Genomic DNA, 18,659 nt, shown 5'->3' on the forward strand with positions numbered 1-18,659 from the left:
GTGTTTCAGACGGTTTCCCGGACGGCCCGGGCGAGGATGCTCAGCCCCTCGTCCAGCTCCTCCGGGGTGACGGTCAGGGCGGGCAGCAGCTTCACCACCTCGCTCTCCGGTCCCGACGTCTCGATGAGCAGCCCGAGTTCGAAGGCGCGCGCGGCGATCCGCCCGGCCCGCTCCTTGTCGTGGAACTCCAGGCCCCACACCAGGCCCCGGCCCCGGTACTCGCGCACGTCGGCGAGGTTCTCCTCGACGATCGCGATGAGCCCCTGCTCGATCTGCTCGCCCTTGGTCCGGGTCTGCTTCTCCATCGCCGGGCCGTCGCTCCAGTAGCTCTCCAGGGCGGCGGTCGCGGTGACGAAGGCGGGGTTGTTGCCGCGGAAGGTGCCGTTGTGCTCGCCCGGCTCCCACACGTCCAGCTCGGGCCGGAACAGGCACAGCGACATGGGCAGCCCGTACCCGCTGATGGACTTGGACACCGTCACGATGTCCGGGACGATCCCCGACTCCTCGAAGGAGAAGAAGGCGCCGGTGCGTCCGCAGCCCATCTGGATGTCGTCGACGATCAGCAGCATGTCCTGCCGCTCGCACAGCGCCTTCAGCGCGCGCAGCCACTCGGGCCGGGCGACGTTGATGCCGCCCTCGCCCTGCACGGTCTCCACGATCACCGCGGCGGGCTTGTTGAGCCCCGACCCCTGGTCCTCCAACAGCCGCTCGAACCAGAGGAAGTCCGGCACGGTCCCCTCGAAGTAGTTGTCGAACGGCATCGGCGTCCCGTGCACCAGCGGGATCCCGGCCCCGGCCCGCTTGAACGCGTTGCCGGTGACGGCCAGCGAACCGAGGGACATCCCGTGGAAGGCGTTGGTGAACGACACGATCGCCTCGCGCCCCTTCACCTTCCGCGCCAGCTTCAGCGCGGACTCCACGGCGTTGGTGCCGGTCGGCCCCGGGAACATGACCTTGTACGGCAGGTCGCGCGGCCGCAGCACCAGGTCCTGGAACGTCTGCAGGAACGACCGCTTGGCCGTGGTCGACATGTCGAGGCCGTGGGTGACCCCGTCGCGTTCCAGATAGTCGAGCAACGCCCGTTTCAGTACGGGGTTGTTGTGGCCGTAGTTGAGCGACCCGGCGCCGGCGAAGAAGTCCAGGTACGCGTGTCCGTCCTCGTCGTACATCCGGCTGCCCCGGGCACGGTCGAAGACGGTCGGCCAGCCGCGGCAGTAGCTGCGGACCTCGGACTCCAGGGTCTCGAAGATACTCAGGTCGGGCTGGGTGATGGTCACGGTAGGGCTCCTCAGTGCGATGTGGGGGTCAAGGGGCCGATGCGGTACAGGACTTCGGGGTCGTGCGGACCGTCGGGGAACTCGCCCGCCTCGAACAGCACCGAGCGCTCCAGCGCGGCGCCGTGCCGGGCGGCGTACGACGTGAACAGGCGCTCGGAGGCGGTGTTGCCGGGCGTGATGGTGGTCTCGACGGCGGTGAGCGGCCGGTCGGCCGCCACCTGGGCCGTGAGGCCGTCCAGCAGCCGTGCCGCGACACCGCGTCCGCGCTGCGCGGCGTCCACGGCCACCTGCCAGACGAGCAGGGTGTCCGGCCGGTCCGGCCGGGTGTACCCGGTCACGAACCCGACGGGCTCACCGTCCGCGCCGCGCGCCACCACCGACGTCCCGGCGAAATCCCGGCACCACAGCAGATAGCTGTAGGAGGAGTTCAGATCGAGGCTTCTCGAATCCTTCGCGATACGCCAGAGAGCGGCGCCGTCGGTCACCAGCGGGCGCTCGACGGTCAGGTCTGCTTGTGGGGCAGTCATGCGGCTTGAATTTAGCGAGGCAAATACAAAAATGCACGGCGAGTGGTCTTGTCAGCTCATCTCTGGGTGCCCTTATCCACCGATATTTCCCACCACAAACCAGACAAAAACCCCCGACATGTGGAGTGTGTCACAGGGTTGAAACCCGGATGAAATCTCCCCTGTTTAGCTCCGCAAAAAGCGGGCAGAAGAACTCGGGTAAGCCATCCACCGAAAGGGAATTCGGAATTGCTCTGAATTCAGGCCCCGGTAACACCGTCGATACCCTCACGCGCAGACTGACCTCGACACCGTCCAGCGGGCCACCGGAGATCCGCCCGGTGTCGTCGAGCGACCGCCCCGCGCACAACTCCCGCCCCCGCGCCACACGTCCAGCGCCTCGTCGAGCCCGCGCCCGGGGTCGAGCGTGTACCCCGTCTCGTCCTCGTGCACCGGAGCCACGTCGAGCCCCGCGAACACCCGCTGGAACCAGTTCCGTTCGACCTCGGCGAGATGCTGCACCAGCCCCAGCAGCGTCAGCGCGGACGGCGCCGCCGACGCCGTCCGCACCTGTTCGTCGTCCAGGCCCGAGCACTTCAGGGCGAGGGTCGCCCGGTGGTAGTCCAGCCAGCTTTCCAGCATGGGGCGTTCGGCGCCGGTCGGGAGTGGGAGGTGGTGGCACCCGCCGCTTTTCGGCCCCTATCGCCAGGCGGACTCCGCCGCGCGCCGGGCGGCCTCCAGGTCCACGGTCAGGCCCTGCTTGGCGAGGCCGGCGCCGATGGCCGCCAGGCTCGACTGGACGGCGCGTGCCGTGGCGTCGGCGCCGTAGTGGTTGACGCGGATCATCTCGCCGGACAGGGTGCCGCCGCCGGCGGCCAGTGGGAGGGTGTCGTCGCTCGCGAGGGCCTCGGCGACCAGGTCCGAGGCCACCACGCCGGCCGGTACCCGCAGGGTCGTGGCGACCGGTGCCGCGTCGGACTCCTCGTGGACGTACGGCGTCAGGCCGCCGCCGAGGGCCACCGCCCCGGCCCGGGTGGCCAGCGCGGCCGTACGGTGCCGCCGCATCACCGTGTCCAGGCCGTCCGCCTCGATCCGCTCCACGCACGCCTCCAGCGCCAGCATCTCCAGCTGGGCCGGCGCGTGCAGCAGCGCCTTGCGGCCGCCGTCGACCCAGCGCTCCTTCCAGTCCAGCAGGGAGAGGTAGGAGCGGCGCGGGGCGCGCGGGTTCGCCGCCATCCGGGCCCAGGCCCGCTCGCTGACCGACACCGCCGAGACGCCCGCCGGGCCGCCCATCGCCTTCTGCGCCCCGATCACGCACAGGTCCACACCCCACGCGTCCGGCAGTACCGGCTCCGCCCCGACCGAGGCGACCGCGTCGAGGTAGAAGAGGGCGCCCCGCTCCCGTACCGCCTCACCGATCTCCGCGACCGGGTTGGTGTTGCCGGTGGCCGCCTCCGCGTGCACCAGGGAGACGAAGTCGATCTCCGGACGCTCGGCGAACGCCTCCCGGATCCGCGCGGCCGTCACCGCCGTGTGGAACGGCACGGCGAGGTCGATCACGGTCGCACCGCAGTCCCGCAGCCAGTTCCCGAAGGTCTGCCCGTACGGGCCGGTGATCACGTTCAGGGCGACCGTTTCCGGCCCCGCCGTCGCCCGGATCGCGCCCTCCAGCGGCAGCAGCGCCTCGCCCTGCATGATCACCACGTCCTGGCGGGTATCCAGCAGCCGGGCCACCCGGTCCTCGATCGCGGCGAAGTGTGCGGCGCTCAGCGGGGGCAGGTCGAGGAAGGGGTGGGTCACGGCGGTGCTCTCTTCGGTCGGTGCGGGGAGATCCAGATGAGCGTAACCGGCAGGGCGATCACCGGCCCCGACCGGCGACTTCTTAGGCCGGACGGCTCCACGGCCATCGGTTTGATTTGAGAGACCCAAACATCTCCTTATAATCGGAACCCGCAGAACCGGAACACAAAGCTCCCCCACAGACTTCTGGAGGTCTCGTGACCACGCTCCTCGGGCGCCGCCGGGCTCGCGCCCTGGCCGCCGTCACCGCCGCGGCCGGGCTGGCCCTCGTGGCCGGCTGCACGTCGAGCGGCAACGGCTCCAGCGCCTCCAGAACCGCCGCCGGCGGGGTCGAACTCGTCAAGGCCGGCCAGCTCACCACCTGCACCCACCTGCCCTACCCGCCGTTCCAGTCGGAGATCGACGGCAAGGTGCAGGGCTTCGACGTCTCGATGATCGACCTCGTCGCCAAGAACCTCGGCGTGAAGCAGCAGATCCTCGACACGCCCTTCGAGAACTTCAAGACCGGCGCCTTCCTCAACTCCGGCGAGTGCGACCTGGCCGCGGCCGGCATGACCATCACCGCCGAGCGCAAGAAGAACGTCGACTTCTCCGACCCCTACTTCGACGCCACCCAGGCCCTGCTCGTCACCAAGAACAGCGGTATCACCTCGCTCGCCGACGCCAAGGCCAAGAAGGCCCCGCTCGGCGCCCAGGCGCAGACCACCGGCGAGGACTACGCCAAGGCGCAGGGCTTCGACCCGGTCTCCTTCGAGTCCTCCGACGCCGTCCTCAACGGCCTGCGCACCGGCCAGGTCAAGGCCGTCATCATCGACTACCCGGTGGTCCAGGGCTGGCTGAAGGACAAGGCCAACGCGGACGCCTTCCAGCTCGCCGGCAACATCAACACCGGCGAGCAGTACGGCTTCACGGTGAAGAAGGGCAACACCGAGCTCGTCGCCGCGATCAACAAGGCGATCTCCGACGCCAAGGCCGACGGCACGTACAAGAAGCTCTACGAGAAGTGGATCGGCCCCTACGACGAGTCGGCCGCCTCGCCCTCCGCGTCATGACCGCCGCGGACACGGAACTCCAGCCCCGAAGAAAGGGCCTGACCCGGCGTCAGAGGCGCAGCCTGTCGCGCGGCGCGCAGTACGTCGTCTTCGTCGCCGCGGTGATCGCCTTCGCGGTCGCCGCCGACTGGGGGCGGCTGCGGAACCAGTTCGCCCAGTGGGACATCGCGAAGCAGATGTTCCCGGACGTCATCACACTGGCGCTGAAGAACACCGTGCTCTACACCCTGTCCGGCTTCGTCGTCGGACTGGCGCTCGGCATGGTGATAGCCCTGATGCGGCTGTCGTCCGTCGGCCCCTACCGCTGGCTGGCCGGCGTCTACATCGAGATCTTCCGCGGCCTGCCCGCCCTGCTGATCTTCATCTTCATCGGGGTCGCGGTCCCGCTGGCCTTCCCCGGCACGGAGATCATCGGCGGCACCTACGGCAAGGTGGCCCTGGCCCTCGGCCTGGTCGCCGCCGCCTACATGGCCGAGACGATCCGCGCGGGCATCCAGGCGGTCCCCAAGGGCCAGCTGGAAGCGGCCCGTTCGCTGGGCTTCTCACCCGCCCGCGCGATGATCTCGATCATCGTCCCGCAGGCGTTCCGCATCATCCTGCCGCCCCTGACCAACGAACTGGTCCTGCTCTTCAAGGACTCCTCCCTGGTCCTCTTCCTCGGCGTCACCCTGGAGGAGCGCGAACTGTCCAAGTACGGCCGCGACCTGGCCAGTACGACCGCCAACTCCACGCCGATCCTCGTCGCCGGCCTGTGCTACCTGCTGGTCACGATCCCGCTCGGCTTCGTCGTACGCCGCATGGAGGCGAAGGCCCGGAAGGCCGTGAAATGAGCCGACCCGAGATCGAGGTGAAGGGCCTGCACAAGTCCTTCGGCGACAACGAGGTGCTGCGCGGCATCGACCTGGAGATCGGCCAGGGCGAGGTCGTGTGCGTCATCGGCCCGTCCGGCTCCGGCAAGTCCACCCTGCTGCGCTGCGTCAACCTCCTGGAGGAGCCCACCCAGGGCCAGGTGTTCGTGGGCGGCACGGAGCTGACGGACCCCGACGTCGACATCGACGCCGTCCGCCGCCGGATCGGCATGGTCTTCCAGCAGTTCAACCTCTTCCCGCACCTCACCGTCACCGAGAACCTCACGCTCCCGCAGCGCCGGGTGCTGCGCAGGGACAAGGCGACGGCGGCACGGGTGGCCGCCGAGAACCTGGCCCGCGTGGGCCTCTCCGAGAAGGCGGACGCCTACCCCGCCTCCCTCTCCGGCGGCCAGCAGCAGCGCGTGGCGATCGCCCGCTCGCTGTCCATGGGCCCCGAGGTGATGCTCTTCGACGAACCGACCTCGGCCCTCGACCCGGAGCTGGTCGGCGATGTCCTCGCGGTGATGCGGATGCTGGCCCAGGAGGGCATGACCATGATGGTCGTCACCCACGAGATGACCTTCGCCCGCGAGGTCGCCGACCGGGTCGTCTTCATGGACGGCGGGGTGATCGTCGAGGACGGCACCCCCGACCGCGTCATCGGCGCCCCCACCCACGACCGGACCCGCCACTTCCTGTCCCGGCTCCTCGACCCGGCCATGGCCCGGGTGGAGGAGGAGACCCCGGACTAGGCGGGCGAGGTCCGGCTGTCAGTGCCGTGTGCGAGGGTTCGGCCATGAACACAGAGCACCTGGAACAGGGTTGGGAAGAGACCGTCGCCCTGTTCGAGCGGCGCGGGCTGCCCGAGTCGTCGTACGAGAACCTCTACGAGGAGCCGTACGACGTCCACCCCGGCCCGCTCACGATCGCGGGCGGGCTGGACCTGGACGCCCTGGAGACCTCCGGCACCGGCGTGGTGGTCGACGGTGCCCTGACCGTCGAGGGCAGCATCGTCAACGTCGACGACGGCTGCCCGGCGCTGATCGTCCTCGGCGACCTGCGGGCCGCGCACGTCTATCTCGAAGGCGACGCCAAGCTGCTGGTGCTGGGCAGCGTCACCGTGGACGCCTTCATAGGCAACATGACCGACAAGCTCGTCATGATCGAGGGCGACCTGCGGGCCAGGGTGACCGTCCTGTCCGGCGAGTTCAGCCCCGACCTCGTCGGCGGCACCCTGCACGGCGCCGTCGTCGCGCCCGCCTACCTCGACCTCGCCCAGGACGTCGACCCCGCCTCGGTCCTCGTCCCCGACGTGCTCCGCGCGGACGGCGAGGACTGCCCGCGCGGCTTCGACGCCCCGCGCGTGCACGGCGGCCGGCTGCTGAGCCGTATCGATGAGGGGCTCCCCGTCGTCCTAGGCTGAGGCCCATGAGCGATCAAGCGGTGCTGCACGTGACGGGCCGGGTCCTTGCGGGACCCGAGGACGTCCGCGACGAACTGTGGGTGGTGGGCGGTCGGATCTCCTACGACCGTCCCGCCGCCGCCCGTGACATCACGACCGTGGACGGCTGGGCGCTGCCCGGACTCGTCGACGCCCACTGCCATGTCGGCCTCGGCACGCACGGCCCGGTCGACGCGGCGACCGCCGAGAAGCAGGCCCTCACCGACCGCGAGGCGGGCACCCTGCTGATCCGGGACGCCGGATCGCCCTCCGACACCCGCTGGGTCGACGACCGCGAGGACCTGCCGAAGATCATCCGGGCCGGCCGGCACATCGCGCGCACCCGCCGCTACATAAGGAACTTCGCCCACGAGATCGAGCCCGAGGACCTGGTCGCCTACGTCGCCGAGGAGGCCCGGCGCGGCGACGGCTGGGTCAAGCTGGTCGGCGACTGGATCGACCGCGACCTCGGCGACCTCGCCCCCAGCTGGCCCCGGGACGCGGTGGAGGCGGCGATCGCGGAGGCCCACCGGCTCGGCGCCCGGGTCACCGCCCACTGCTTCGCCGAGAACTCCCTCCAGGACCTGGTCGAGGCCGGCATCGACTGCGTCGAGCACGCGACCGGCCTCACGGACGACCTGATCCCCCTCTTCGCCGCCCGGGGCGTCGCCATCGTCCCGACCCTCGTCAACATCGCCACCTTCCCGCAGCTCGCGGCGGGCGGCGACACCAAGTTCCCGCGGTGGTCCGCCCATATGCGCCGACTCCACGAGCGCCGCTACGACACCGTCCGGGGCGCCTACGACGCCGGCATCCCGGTGTACGTCGGCACGGACGCCGGCGGCTCCCTCGCGCACGGCCTGGTCGCGGCCGAGGTGGCCGAGCTGGTGACCGCCGGGATCCCGCCCCTCGACGCGCTCGCGGCGACCAGCTGGGCGGCCCGTGCCTGGCTCGGCAGGCCCGGCCTGGAGGAGGGCGCACCGGCGGACCTGGTGGTGTACGAGAGCGACCCGCGCGCCGACGTACGCGTCCTCGCGTCCCCCCGGCGGGTGGTGCTGAACGGGCAGGTCGTGGAGTAAGGGAACTCCTGTGCCGGTGGGGTCGAATAGATTCACGGAAAGTCCACTAATGAGTGAAGTAACGCAGGATTGCTGCCCGTTCACCCACAGTGCGTAATTCTTGGCGGGTCCCGAGCAAGTTTCCTCTGGGGGTCCCACCACAGTGAACAGCTACGCCTTCCGCATGCCCGCACGCCGTCTCGCGACCGTCGCGACGGCCACGGCCCTGGCCGCCGGTCCCGCGGCCCTGGCCGGCGCGGGCACCGCGCACGCCACCGCCGACCACGGTCGCGCGAGCGCGGTCGTCCTCCGCACCGGCCTGGACGTCTCCCTCCTGAACAAGACCGTGAACGTCCCGCTCGCGGTCTCGCTGAACGAGGTCCAGGCACCGCGCAGCGCCGACCGGACCGCCCTGACCGCCACCCTCGACGGAGTCGACGGCGGCAAGCCGTTCAGCGTCCTCGGCGCGGACGTCGCCGCCGCGAGGGCGACCGTCTCCGACACCCGCGCCGAGGGCTCCGTCCACCTCGCCCACGCCCGGCTGCACCTGCCCGGCCTGCCCCTGCTCTCCCTCGTCGAACTCGACACCGTCACCTCCACCGCCACCTGCGAGACCGGCAAGCGCCCCGAGGCCTCCGCCAACGTGCTCGGCGCTGTCACAGTGCTCGGCAAGCGGGTGACCCTCAGCGCGGGCGGCCCCACCGACGTCAAGGTCCCCGGCGTCGGCGAGGTCCGCCTCGACCTCTCCCACCGCGAGACGACCTCCACCACGGCCGCCGCCAGCGCCCTCGAACTCAAGGTCTCCGTGAACCCGCTGAAGCTGAACGTCGCCGACGTGGAGGGAACACTCACCCTCGCGAAGGCCACCTGCCAGACCCCACCGGCACCGGCGGACCCGACCGACCCCGTCACCGACGTCCAACCCCAGGGCGCCCCGGCCAAGCAGACCAAGCTCGCGGAGACAGGCGGCAGTTCACTGACCCCCTACATGGTCGGAGGAGCGCTGGCCCTGCTCGCGGCAGGCGGAGGAGCGGCAACTCTCACCCGACGCCGCCGCTAGCATGCCCGTCTTTTAGGGGCGCGGGGAACTGCGCGACCAGCCACAACGCACCCGCACCCGCCCACGGCGCGCGCAGTCCCCCGTCCTCTCATCCGCGTATCAACATCAACGCCTGATCGAACGCCTGCAGAAACCCGTTCACCGTCACCCTGTCGCGCACAGCGATCCGCACCCACTCCTCGTCCAGCCCCGGAAACGTGTCCCCCCGCCGCACCGCATACCCCAGCACCCTCAGCTGTCGGCGCACGGCGGCCGCCTCCCGCACGCGGACCAGCACGAACGGCCCCTCCGCGGGCCCCGCCACCCGCACCCCCTCCGGCGCGAACTCCTCCAGTCCCGCCACCAGATGGGCCCGGTCGGCCGCCCCCCGGTGCGCCGCGTGCGCCGCCTCCGCCAGCGCCCGCGGCGCCACACACGCCTCGGCCGCCGCCAGCGCCGGCGTCGACACCGGCCAGAGCGGCTGCGCCCGCTCCAGCTCGGCGACGACCTCCGGCGCCGCCAGCACGTACCCGATCCGCAGCCCGGCCAGCCCCCATGTCTTCGTCAGGCTCCGCAGCACCACAAGACCGGGCACGTCCGTCCGCCCGGCCAGCGCCTCCCGCTCACCCGGCACCGCGTCCATGAACGCCTCGTCGACCACCAGCGTCCGCCCGGGCCGGGCGAGCCGGGCGATCGCCTCGGCCGGGTGCAGCACCGACGTCGGGTTGGTCGGATTGCCGATCACCACCAGGTCCGCGTCCTCCGGGACGGCCGCCGGATCCAGCCGGAACCCGTCCGCCGCCCGCAGCAGCACCCGGTCCACGGTGTGCCCGGCGTCCCGCAGCGCCGCCTCCGGCTCGGTGAACTGCGGATGCACCACCACCGGCCGACGCACCTTCAGCGCCCGCGCCAGCAGCACGAACGCCTCCGCCGCGCCCGCCGTCAGCAGCACCCGTTCCACCGGCAGCCCGTGCCGCGCCGCCACCGCCGCCCGCGCCGCCCGCCCGTCCGGGTAGGCCGCGAGACCGCCCAGCGACCGGGCTATCCGCTCCCGCAGCCAGACCGGGGGAGTACCGGTGCGCACATTGACCGCGAGGTCGACGAGCGCGGAACCATCGTCACGGACCTCGGCGTCGCCGTGGTGGCGCAGATCGTGCTCGGGTCTGGGACCGTCCTCAGTGCGCATGGGCGTGTCCACTGTGGTGGTGCCCGTGGTGGTGGTCGTCGTCCGGGTGGAAGTGCGGCTGCTGCGGCAGCCCCACCTTGTCCTCGAAGCCGGGCAGCGCGATCCGGTACACACACGAGTCGCAGTTCATCCGCAGGTCGCCCGCGACCGCCTCCCGGTACCGCTCCATCACCAGGTCGAGCAGCTCCGGCTCGGGCCCGATGACGTCCGCCGACCGCACCTCCACCTCGGGGTGCGCGTCCGCCCAGCCCTCGGTCTGGTGCCGCACCCGGTCCGGCAGGATCCCGGTGAACAGGAAGTAGGGCAGGACGACGATCCGGCGCGCCCCCAGTTTCCGGCACCGGTCGAGTCCGCTCGGCACGTCCGGCGCCGCCAGCGACACGAACGCCGTCTCCACCCCGGCGTACCCGCGTCCCTCCCACAGCAGCCGCGCCGCCTTGTGCACCTCGGCGTTGGCGTCGGGGTCGGTCGAACCGCGCCCGACCAGCAGCACGGTCACGTCCGCCCGGTCCAGCGGGGTGCGCCCCGCACCGGCGCCCAGCGCCTCGTCCAGCCGCCGCTCCAGGACCGACAGCAGCGCGGGATGCGGGCCCAGCGGACGGCCGTAGGTGTACGAGATCCCCGGGTGCCGCTCCTTCTCCCGCGTCAGCGCGGCCGGGATGTCCCCCTTGGCGTGCCCGGCGGAGACCAGCATCAGGGGAACGGCGGCGAACCGCCGTACCCCGCGCTCCACCAGCTCGGTGACGGCTTCGCCCAGCGGGGGCGGGGACAGCTCGATGAAGCCGCCGGCGACGGGCAGTTCGGGGTGGCGGCGCCCCAGCTCCCGTACGAAGTCGCGGAACGCCTCGGCCCCGGCGTCGTCCCGGGTGCCATGGCCGGCGATGAGCAGGGCGGGCGGGGTGGTCACAGGTTCTCCTCGGAAGTGGGGTGGTACAGCAGGGCGTTGAGCGCGGCGGCGGCGACCGCCGAGCCGCCCTTCTCGGACACGTTGCTGACGGCGGGCAGCCCGCTCTCGCGCAACGCGGCCTTGGACTCGACCGCGCCGACGAAACCGACGGGCAGGCCGATGACGAGCGCGGGGGAGGCGTCCAGGGTCAGCAACTCCTCCAGGGCGGTCGGCGCGTTGCCGATCACCCACAGGGCGCCGGGCCCGACCTGCTCGTAGGCGAGCCGGATCGCGTGTGCCGAACGGGTCAGGCCGGGACCGGACTCGGCATCGCGCAGCCGGCACACGGTCTCCCGGCGGGTGATCCCGGCCGCGACCATCTCGACGTCGACGACCACCGGCGCCCCGGCGTGCAGCGCGGCGTGCGCCTTCGCCAGGTCGTCCTCGTCGGTCACGAGATCGGTCGCGTACTCCAGGTCGGCGGCGGAGTGGACGACCCGCTCGACCACCGCCCGGGTCAGCGGCGGGAAGTGCGAGGTGTCCAGACGCGCGCGCAGCCGCCGGAAGGACTCCTGCTCGATGGGGTGGACGACTCGGTTCACTTGGCGCCCTCCTCGTACGTCTGCCAGCGGTAGCCGCGCGGGGTGACCATACGTCCGGCGATGTTCCGGGTCGCCGTGTTGCCCACGGTCACCACCGTCATCATGTCGACCCACGCCGGGTCGAGCGCACCCAGGGTGGTCAGCCGGCTCGACTCGTCGGGGCGCGAGGCGTTGCGTACGACGCCGACGGGCGTCGCCGGCGCGCGGTGCTCGGCGAGGATCTCGAGCGCCTTGGGCAACTGCCAGTCACGGCCCCGGGAACGCGGGTTGTAGAACGTCACGACGAGGTCCGCCTCGGCCGCCGCCCGCACCCGGCGCTCGATGACCTCCCACGGCGTGTGCAGGTCGGACAGGCTGATGGACACGTGGTCGTGGCCCAGCGGCGCGCCCAGGATCGCCCCGGCCGCGAGCGCGGCGGTGACCCCGGGGACGCCGATCACGTCGATGTCGTCCGACGCCTCGGCGAGTGCGGGCGAGGCCATCGCGTACACGCCCGCGTCCCCGCTGCCGATCAGCGCGACGGCCTGCCCGGCCCGCGCCTCGGCGACCGCCGTCCGCGCCCGCTCCTCCTCGGCCCCGAGCCCCGACTCCAGGATCCGGGTACCGGGCCGCAGCAGGTCGCGGATCTGGTCGACGTACTGGTCGAGCCCGACGAGCACGGAGGCACGCCGGAGTTCGGCCTTGGCCCGCGGGGTGAGCAGATCCCGCGCGCCGGGGCCGAGCCCGACGACCGCGAGCCGGCCGCGCGCGGGGCGCCGTACGACGGCACAGGTCGCCATGGCGGGCCGGCCGTCCGACTTCCGCTTGGGGACCAGGAGTTCACCGCCCCGCAGCAGCGCCGCCGCCTCGGCCACGGAGGGGGTGCCGACGGCGGCGAGCGGCGCGTCCGAGGGGTTGGGGACCCGGACCTCGGCCAGTTCCTCGGCGGAGTGGGTCACCAGGGGAACTCCGAGCCGCGCGGCCGCCTCGACGATCCCGGGTTCACCGGCCTTGGCGTCGACGGTGGCGAGTTCGGCGATGCTCCGAGGAGACAGCCCCGCGTCCCGCAGGGCCGCCTCGATCAGCGTGAGCACCTCCTCGACGGGGGCGCCCTTGGAGGCGCCGACGCCCACCACGAGGGACGGCGGGCGCAACAGCACCTCGTTCGCGGCGGGTTCGACCGCGCGGTCGGTCAGCCGGACGGTGTACGCGCCCTCCCCGGCCAGCGGCAGCGGGGGCAGCGGCCAGGTCGACTCGGCGCGCAGGGCGACCGGTTCGCCGTCCAGCAGGGCCCGCGACACGGCGGCCACCGCGCCCTCCACGGGGAAGCCGAGGGTGTCGAGCCCCGGCAGGCCGACGGCGTCGGTCGCCGTCGTCACCACCGGCCGCGCGGCCAGCACCTCGCCCACCGCCACGGCGAGTTCATTGGCGCCGCCCCCGTGCCCGCCGACCAGCGACACGGCGAACCGCCCGCCCTCGTCGACACAGACCACCCCCGGGTCGGTCGCCTTCTCGCCGAGGAGCGGGGCGATCAGCCGGACCACCGCACCGGTGGCCAGGAAACACACCAGCTGCTCGCACTCCGCGAACGCGGACCGCACGGCGTCCCGGACGGGACCGTCGTACACCCGCGTACGGTCCGGCCACGCCGCGGCCAGCCGGTCGCGCGCCGCCGCCCCCGCCGCGGTGGCGGAAATGAGGCCGATCACTGGGCAACTCCTTCGTCGGAAACGGGGATTCTGGTTCCCCACAGCAGAAACACGGGATTGGTCGCGGCGAGCCGGGTCACATCACCCGGCAGCGGCGCGAGACGGGAGGACTGCAGCAGCACCCCGTCGCAGGAGAACCCGGCACCGGTGAGCGCCTCGCGCGCCGCCGGCACCCGGTCCAGGGCGGCCATCGCGACCACCACCGTCCGCCGGGCGCGCCGCGCGCAGGCGGCGACGATGGCGGGCAGTTCGGCTCCGCCGCCGCCGACGAAGACGGCGTCGGGGTCGGGGAGCGCGGCGAGGGCGTTCGGTGCCATGTCACACACCACATCCACGTACACCCCGTGCGCCCGCGCGTTGGCGGCGATCCGCTCCACCCCGTCCGCCGTCTTCTCCACGGCGATGGCGGCGGCGCCCAGGCGTGCGCACTCGACGGCCACGGACCCGGAGCCCGCGCCGATGTCCCAGACCAGGTCGCCCAGCCGCGGCCCGAGCCGGGCCAGCGCCAGCGCCCGCACCTCGAACTTGGTGATCATCGAGTCGCGGTGGGCGAACTCGCCCTCGTCCAGGGCCCATCCGGCGGGCCCGGCCGGCGCCCCGGCGACCGTACGGACGTCCCCGAGCACCCGCGCCCCGTCGAGGCACAGCACCACGCTGACGTCCGTTCCCCAGTCCCGGTCGGCGGCCTCGGCGGGCGTGACCCGCTCGACGCGCTCCCGCGCGGAGCCGAGCGCCGAGGCGACGACGAGGACGCGCGAGAGAGAGGCCCGCGCCGACGTCGCCGCGTGCTCGGGAGATTCGGGTGCCGGCGAGGATCCAGGCGCCGCCGGGCCGGGCGCGGACGCGTCCTCGGGCTCGTCGCAGGCGTGCCGCAGCGCCGCCCCCAGCTCCGCCGGGCCCGCCCCCGGCCCCGTCAGCACCGCCACCTTCGGATGCGCCCGGCAGACGTTCACCGCCGTCCGCAGGTCCCGCCCGTGGGCGCTGACCACCACCGCGTCGTCCCAGGGCAGCCCGACCCGCGCGAAGGCGGCGGCCACGGACGACACCCCGGCCCGCACATCGAGCCGGTCCGCCCCGAACCGCTCCGCCAGCGCCCGCACGATCCCGAAGAACCCGGGGTCGCCGGAGGCCAGCACGAGCACCGGCCGGTCCTTGCCGACGTACTCCTCGACGATGTCCAGGGCGGGCGCCAGCGGCCCGAGGACGACCCGCTCGGCCCCCTGCGGCAGCCGTACGGCGTCCAGGTGCCGCCGCCCGCCGACGACCAGCTCGGCCCCGGCCCCGGCCACCGCCTCCGGCGGGACGGGCGCACCCGTTCCCGTACCGATGACCGTGATCACGTACTCGCCCCCCGCTCGCGCAGCGCCTTGCGGGCCTGCGGGTCCGCCTTGCGGAAGCCGTGGAAGTGGCCGGGGTGGTACAGGTGCGAGCGGGTGCCCTCGGCGTCCAGGGCCGGGCCGACCAGGAAGAGCGTGTGCTTCCAGAGCTTGTGCTCCTTGACCGTCTCCTCCAGCGTCTCGATCGTGCACTTCACGACCAGTTCCTCCGGCCAGGTCGCCTGGTAGGCGACGACGACCGGGGTGGACGTCGGATAGCCGCCCTCCAGCAGTTCCCGCACCAGCTGCCCGCTGCGCGCGGCGGACAGGAAGACCGCCATGGTCGTCCCGTGCCGTGCGAACTCGCGCACCTCCTCGCCCGGCGGCATCGGCGTCTTGCCGCCGCCGAGCCGGGTGAGCACCACGGACTGCGCGACCTCGGGAATGGTCAGCTCGCGCCGGGCGATCGCGGCCACGGCCGAGAAGGAGGAGACCCCCGGCACGATCTCGACCTCGATACCGATCCCGGCACACCGGTCGACCTGCTCCTGCGTGCCGCCCCAGAGCGCCGGGTCCCCGGAGTGGATCCTGGCCACCCGCAGCCCCTCCGCCCGGGCCCGCTCGTACACGGCGACGACGTCCTCCAAGGACATCGTGGCCGAATCGAGGATCTCCGCGTCCTCGCGCGCGTGCTGGAGGACCTCCGCCTGCACCAGGCTCGCGGCCCAGATCACGACATCGGCCTCGGCGATCGCGCGCGCGGCCCGGAACGTCAGCAGATCGGCGGCGCCGGGGCCGGCACCGACGAAGGTCACCTTGCCTGCGGAAGCGGCGGCATCGGCCATGAAATTTCGGTCCTCTCTGGACAAAGGGTGTTACGGGTGGTGCTGGATGTGCGCTGAGGCGGGTCGATCGGATACGAAGGCCCCATGGCGGTCTTCGTCGCGCTCGGCGCGTTCCTGATGACGCTGGCCGGCGGCTGGACGGCACAGCGCGTGACCGACCGTCGCCACCTGGTCCTGGGCCTGGCCGGCGGTCTGATGCTCGGGGTGGTCGGCCTCGACCTGCTGCCGGAGGCGCTGCGCGCGGCCGGCCGCGAGGTCTTCGGGGTACCGGCCGCCCTGCTCCTGTTCGTGGCCGGCTTCCTGCTGGCCCACCTGGTGGAGCGCACCCTGGCCCTGCGCCAGGCCGCGCACGGCGGCGACGAGCACGGTCACCGGGCGCCCGAGGTGGGACTGACGGCGGCCGGGGCGATGGTCGGCCACAGCGCGATGGACGGCGTGGCGATCGGCGCGGCCTTCCAGGTGGGCGGCGGCATGGGCGCGGCGGTCGCGCTGGCCGTGATCGCCCACGACTTCGCGGACGGCTTCAACACGTTCACCCTCACGAGCCTGTATGGCAACGCGCGCCGCCGGGCGATAGGCATGCTGATTGCGGACGCCTGCGCACCGGTCCTCGGCGCCCTCTCCACGATCTTCTTCACCATCCCCGAGACCCTGCTCGGCGGCTATCTCGGCCTCTTCGGCGGCGTCCTGCTCTACCTGGCCGCCGCCGAGATCCTCCCCGAGGCCCACCACGAACACCCGGCCCGCTCCACCCTGCTCTGCACGGTGGCCGGCGCCGCCTTCATCTGGCTGGTGGTGGGCGTGTCCGGCTGAGGCCGCGCCGCTCACAGTTTCCCGCCTCTGCCACCGTCCCGGCGCGGGGGCGCGATCAGCGTGGAGAGATACGGCAGCGGGGAGCCGTCGAGTTCGGCGGCGGGCCGGATCGACTCCTCGTCCAGGCCCAGCGCCGACCCCCACACGGCGTCCTCCACCCGCCCGGACTCCCGCAACGCCTCCACCACCGCACCGGCCTGCCGGCCGAACTTGTACGCCACGACCGTCCCCGGCCCGTTCAGCGCGTCCTTCAGCGCCTGGGCACCGGCCGTCACGGGCACCAGCGTCAGCGGCTCGGTCCCCTCGGTGAGCACGGCCCCGGAGCGGGCGGCGAGATCCTGCATGGCGGTGATACCGGGCACGGTCTCCACGACCGTCTCCGGCACCAGTTCGGCGATGGTCTGCGCGAGATACGTGAACGTCGAATAGACATTCGGATCCCCGATCGTCGCGAAGGCGACCGACCCGTGCTCGCGCAGCAGCTCGGCGACCCTCGCGCCCGCCGCGTCCCAGGCGGCCTCCCGCCGCCCCCGGTCACTGCGCTCGTTGAGCGCGAACACGACCCGTACGACCTTCTCCGCGCCGACGTAGTGCAGCACCGTGGCCTCGGCCCGCCCCTGCTCGCCGGTGTCCATCACCGGGACGACGACGACCTCGGCCGCGCGCAGGGCGTTGACCCCCTTGACGGTCACCAGCTCGGGGTCACCGGGACCCACCCCGACTCCGACCAACCTGCTGCTGCTCATGACGTCCGGCACCTCTCCACGAACCTTCGGGCCACACCGGGCTCGGACGCCCAGTGCGTGTGCAGATAACTCGCGTGCACACCCTGCTGTACAAAACCTTCGACATGCGGCCGGGGGGTGCGCACACCCCACGCGGGCGCCGCCCCCGCCACCGGCTCCACCACGGTCCGGTGGAACTCGTGCCCCCGCATCCGCGTCCCGGCCACGGCCAGCACACTGTCGCTCACGGCGACGGCGTCCCGGTACCCCAGGGTCAGCCGTTCCGACATCCGCGCGCCCACGTCCAGCACCCCGCACATCGGCAGCCCGTCCAGCTCCCGGCAGAGATACAGCAGCCCGGCACACTCGGCGGCGACCGGCGCCCCGCTCCGCGCCAGGGCGGCGATGTCCTCCCTGAGCGACTCGTTCGCGGACAGCTCACCGCCGTACACCTCGGGAAACCCGCCCCCTATGACCACCCCACGCGTCCCCTCGGGCAACCCCTCGTCCCGAAGCGGATCGAACACCACCACCTCGGCCCCGGCCGCGGCAAGCAACTCGGCATGCTCGGCATAGGAGAAGGTGAACGCGGCCCCACCGGCGACCGCCACCACGCCCTTCAGCCCGTCCGGCACCCCCTTTAGCCCGTCCGGCACCCCCTCCAGCCCGGCCCGCACCCTCTCCAGCCCGTCCGGCGTTTGAGGACGAGGCCCTTCGGGCCGAAGCGGGGGTCCGGGGGCGGCAGCCCCCGAGGACGGGGTCGAAGGGGCAGCGCCCCTGGAGGACGGGACGGGTAGGGGCGGCGGGGTCGAGGAAGCCAGGGCCTCGGCCGCATCCCACGCCGCACCCGACAACACCCCCGCCCCCCGCGCCAGCTCCAGCAGCCCCTCCAGGTCGCACCCGTCGGAGACCTGCGCGGCCATCGCCGCCACCGCGTCCACGGCCTCCGCCCGCCGCTCGGCGACCGGCACCAACCCCAGATGCCGCGACGGCGTGTCCACCCGCGCCACCCGCCGCAGCACCCCGAACACCGGCACGCCGGAAGACTCCAGCGCCTCCCGCAGCAACTCCTCGTGCCGGTCCGACGCCACCTTGTTCAGGATCACGCCCCCGACCCGCACCTCCGGATCCCACGACGCGAACCCGTGCACCAGCGCCGCCACCGACCGCGACTGCGACGACGCGTCCACGACCAGCACCACCGGCGCCCGCAGCAGCTTCGCGACATGCGCGGTGGACGCCAACTCCCCTTCCCCCGCCGCCCCGTCGTACAGCCCCATCACGCCCTCGACGACGGCCAGATCACAGCCGCGCGCACCGTGCGCGAACAGCGGGCCGATCAGCTCCGGCCCGCACAGGTACGCGTCGAGGTTCCGCCCCACCCGCCCGGTGGCGAGCGCGTGGTACCCGGGGTCGATGTAGTCCGGCCCCACCTTGTGCGGGGACACGGCGAGCCCCCGCGCGGCGAACGCGGCCATCAGCCCCGTGGCGACGGTGGTCTTGCCGCTCCCCGAGGAGGGCGCGGCGATGACCAGCCGTGGGACGGAGACGGAACTCACCACGACCTCACCATGACC

At 72.7% G+C, this 18,659-nt stretch carries 18 protein-coding genes and 1 pseudogene; 7 read left to right on the forward strand and 12 right to left on the reverse strand.

Features of this window, described 5'->3' with window-relative positions:
* Window positions 1-5 precede the first annotated feature (5 nt).
* From ectB to ACGFZS_RS05865, 4 genes and pseudogenes are all read right to left on the reverse strand, one after another.
* Window positions 6-1,277, reverse strand: coding sequence for a diaminobutyrate--2-oxoglutarate transaminase (ectB, locus tag ACGFZS_RS05850; RefSeq protein WP_393537541.1), 1,272 nt, complete (start codon window positions 1,275-1,277; stop codon window positions 6-8).
* A gap of 11 nt (window positions 1,278-1,288) precedes the next feature.
* Window positions 1,289-1,804: a diaminobutyrate acetyltransferase gene (gene ectA / locus ACGFZS_RS05855; RefSeq protein WP_393794019.1), complete on the reverse strand. Its 516-nt coding sequence runs from the start codon at window positions 1,802-1,804 to the stop codon at window positions 1,289-1,291.
* A gap of 271 nt (window positions 1,805-2,075) precedes the next feature.
* Window positions 2,076-2,425: pseudogene (locus ACGFZS_RS05860) on the reverse strand (DUF664 domain-containing protein); the annotation flags it as partial.
* Window positions 2,426-2,482: 57 nt separating this feature from the next.
* The gene (locus ACGFZS_RS05865) at window positions 2,483-3,583 is read right to left on the reverse strand and encodes a pyridoxal-phosphate-dependent aminotransferase family protein (protein ID WP_393794020.1); all 1,101 of its coding nucleotides are present in this window, start codon (window positions 3,581-3,583) and stop codon (window positions 2,483-2,485) included.
* Between the two features lie 197 nt (window positions 3,584-3,780).
* Between ACGFZS_RS05865 and ACGFZS_RS05870 the strand changes: the two genes are divergently transcribed.
* The 6 genes from ACGFZS_RS05870 to ACGFZS_RS05895 all read left to right on the forward strand — a co-directional run bounded on the left by ACGFZS_RS05870 (window position 3,781) and on the right by ACGFZS_RS05895 (window position 9,042).
* Window positions 3,781-4,635, forward strand: coding sequence for a transporter substrate-binding domain-containing protein (locus ACGFZS_RS05870; RefSeq protein ID WP_393794021.1), 855 nt, complete (start codon window positions 3,781-3,783; stop codon window positions 4,633-4,635).
* Window positions 4,632-5,465 (forward strand): amino acid ABC transporter permease, encoded by an 834-nt coding sequence (locus ACGFZS_RS05875; protein WP_393794022.1) that lies wholly within the window; start codon window positions 4,632-4,634, stop codon window positions 5,463-5,465. The genes ACGFZS_RS05870 and ACGFZS_RS05875 overlap by 4 nt, the downstream gene beginning before the upstream one ends.
* On the forward strand, window positions 5,462-6,235 hold the full coding sequence (locus tag ACGFZS_RS05880; protein ID WP_393794023.1) for an amino acid ABC transporter ATP-binding protein: 774 nt from the start codon (window positions 5,462-5,464) through the stop codon (window positions 6,233-6,235). Before ACGFZS_RS05875 ends, ACGFZS_RS05880 begins: the two co-directional genes overlap by 4 nt.
* Before the next feature lie 44 nt (window positions 6,236-6,279).
* Complete coding sequence (locus ACGFZS_RS05885; RefSeq protein WP_393794024.1) at window positions 6,280-6,906, forward strand: hypothetical protein; 627 nt, start codon at window positions 6,280-6,282, stop codon at window positions 6,904-6,906.
* A gap of 5 nt (window positions 6,907-6,911) precedes the next feature.
* Window positions 6,912-8,003 (forward strand): amidohydrolase family protein, encoded by a 1,092-nt coding sequence (locus tag ACGFZS_RS05890; protein ID WP_393794025.1) that lies wholly within the window; start codon window positions 6,912-6,914, stop codon window positions 8,001-8,003.
* A gap of 142 nt (window positions 8,004-8,145) precedes the next feature.
* Window positions 8,146-9,042, forward strand: a complete 897-nt coding sequence (locus ACGFZS_RS05895) for an SCO1860 family LAETG-anchored protein (protein WP_393794026.1) — start codon at window positions 8,146-8,148, stop codon at window positions 9,040-9,042.
* An 88-nt stretch (window positions 9,043-9,130) separates the two neighbouring features.
* Here ACGFZS_RS05895 and cobC read toward each other — a convergent pair whose 3' ends face one another.
* The 6 genes from cobC to cobM are packed head-to-tail and all read right to left on the reverse strand — an operon-like array spanning window position 9,131 to window position 15,544.
* Window positions 9,131-10,207 carry an Rv2231c family pyridoxal phosphate-dependent protein CobC gene (cobC, locus tag ACGFZS_RS05900; protein ID WP_365680858.1) on the reverse strand — a complete coding sequence of 359 codons (1,077 nt, stop codon included), beginning with the start codon at window positions 10,205-10,207 and terminating at the stop codon, window positions 9,131-9,133.
* Window positions 10,197-11,114, reverse strand: coding sequence for a sirohydrochlorin chelatase (locus tag ACGFZS_RS05905; RefSeq protein ID WP_393794027.1), 918 nt, complete (start codon window positions 11,112-11,114; stop codon window positions 10,197-10,199). Before ACGFZS_RS05905 ends, cobC begins: the two co-directional genes overlap by 11 nt.
* Window positions 11,111-11,695, reverse strand: a complete 585-nt coding sequence (locus ACGFZS_RS05910) for a precorrin-8X methylmutase (protein WP_393794028.1) — start codon at window positions 11,693-11,695, stop codon at window positions 11,111-11,113. Before ACGFZS_RS05910 ends, ACGFZS_RS05905 begins: the two co-directional genes overlap by 4 nt.
* Window positions 11,692-13,383 (reverse strand): precorrin-3B C(17)-methyltransferase, encoded by a 1,692-nt coding sequence (gene cobJ, locus ACGFZS_RS05915; RefSeq protein ID WP_393794029.1) that lies wholly within the window; start codon window positions 13,381-13,383, stop codon window positions 11,692-11,694. Before cobJ ends, ACGFZS_RS05910 begins: the two co-directional genes overlap by 4 nt.
* A complete protein-coding gene (gene cbiE / locus ACGFZS_RS05920; RefSeq protein WP_393794030.1) occupies window positions 13,380-14,723 on the reverse strand; it encodes a precorrin-6y C5,15-methyltransferase (decarboxylating) subunit CbiE in 1,344 nt (447 codons plus the stop codon). The genes cobJ and cbiE overlap by 4 nt, the downstream gene beginning before the upstream one ends.
* Window positions 14,720-15,544: a precorrin-4 C(11)-methyltransferase gene (gene cobM / locus ACGFZS_RS05925; protein WP_393794031.1), complete on the reverse strand. Its 825-nt coding sequence runs from the start codon at window positions 15,542-15,544 to the stop codon at window positions 14,720-14,722. The genes cbiE and cobM overlap by 4 nt, the downstream gene beginning before the upstream one ends.
* Window positions 15,545-15,628: 84 nt before the next feature.
* Here cobM and ACGFZS_RS05930 point away from each other — a divergent pair, with 84 nt between their 5' ends.
* Window positions 15,629-16,357: a ZIP family metal transporter gene (locus ACGFZS_RS05930; RefSeq protein ID WP_359220606.1), complete on the forward strand. Its 729-nt coding sequence runs from the start codon at window positions 15,629-15,631 to the stop codon at window positions 16,355-16,357.
* An 11-nt stretch (window positions 16,358-16,368) separates the two neighbouring features.
* Here the strand turns inward: ACGFZS_RS05930 and cobI are convergent, their stop codons facing one another.
* Both cobI and ACGFZS_RS05940 read right to left on the reverse strand, forming a co-directional pair.
* Entirely contained in the window at window positions 16,369-17,115 is a 747-nt protein-coding gene (cobI, locus tag ACGFZS_RS05935; protein WP_393794032.1) for a precorrin-2 C(20)-methyltransferase, read from the reverse strand.
* Window positions 17,100-18,644 carry a cobyrinate a,c-diamide synthase gene (locus ACGFZS_RS05940; RefSeq protein WP_393794033.1) on the reverse strand — a complete coding sequence of 515 codons (1,545 nt, stop codon included), beginning with the start codon at window positions 18,642-18,644 and terminating at the stop codon, window positions 17,100-17,102. Before ACGFZS_RS05940 ends, cobI begins: the two co-directional genes overlap by 16 nt.
* Window positions 18,645-18,659: the final 15 nt, after the last annotated feature.

Origin of the sequence: Streptomyces sp. NPDC048288, assembly GCF_043201555.1 — a bacterium.
Taxonomy (GTDB): domain Bacteria; phylum Actinomycetota; class Actinomycetes; order Streptomycetales; family Streptomycetaceae; genus Streptomyces.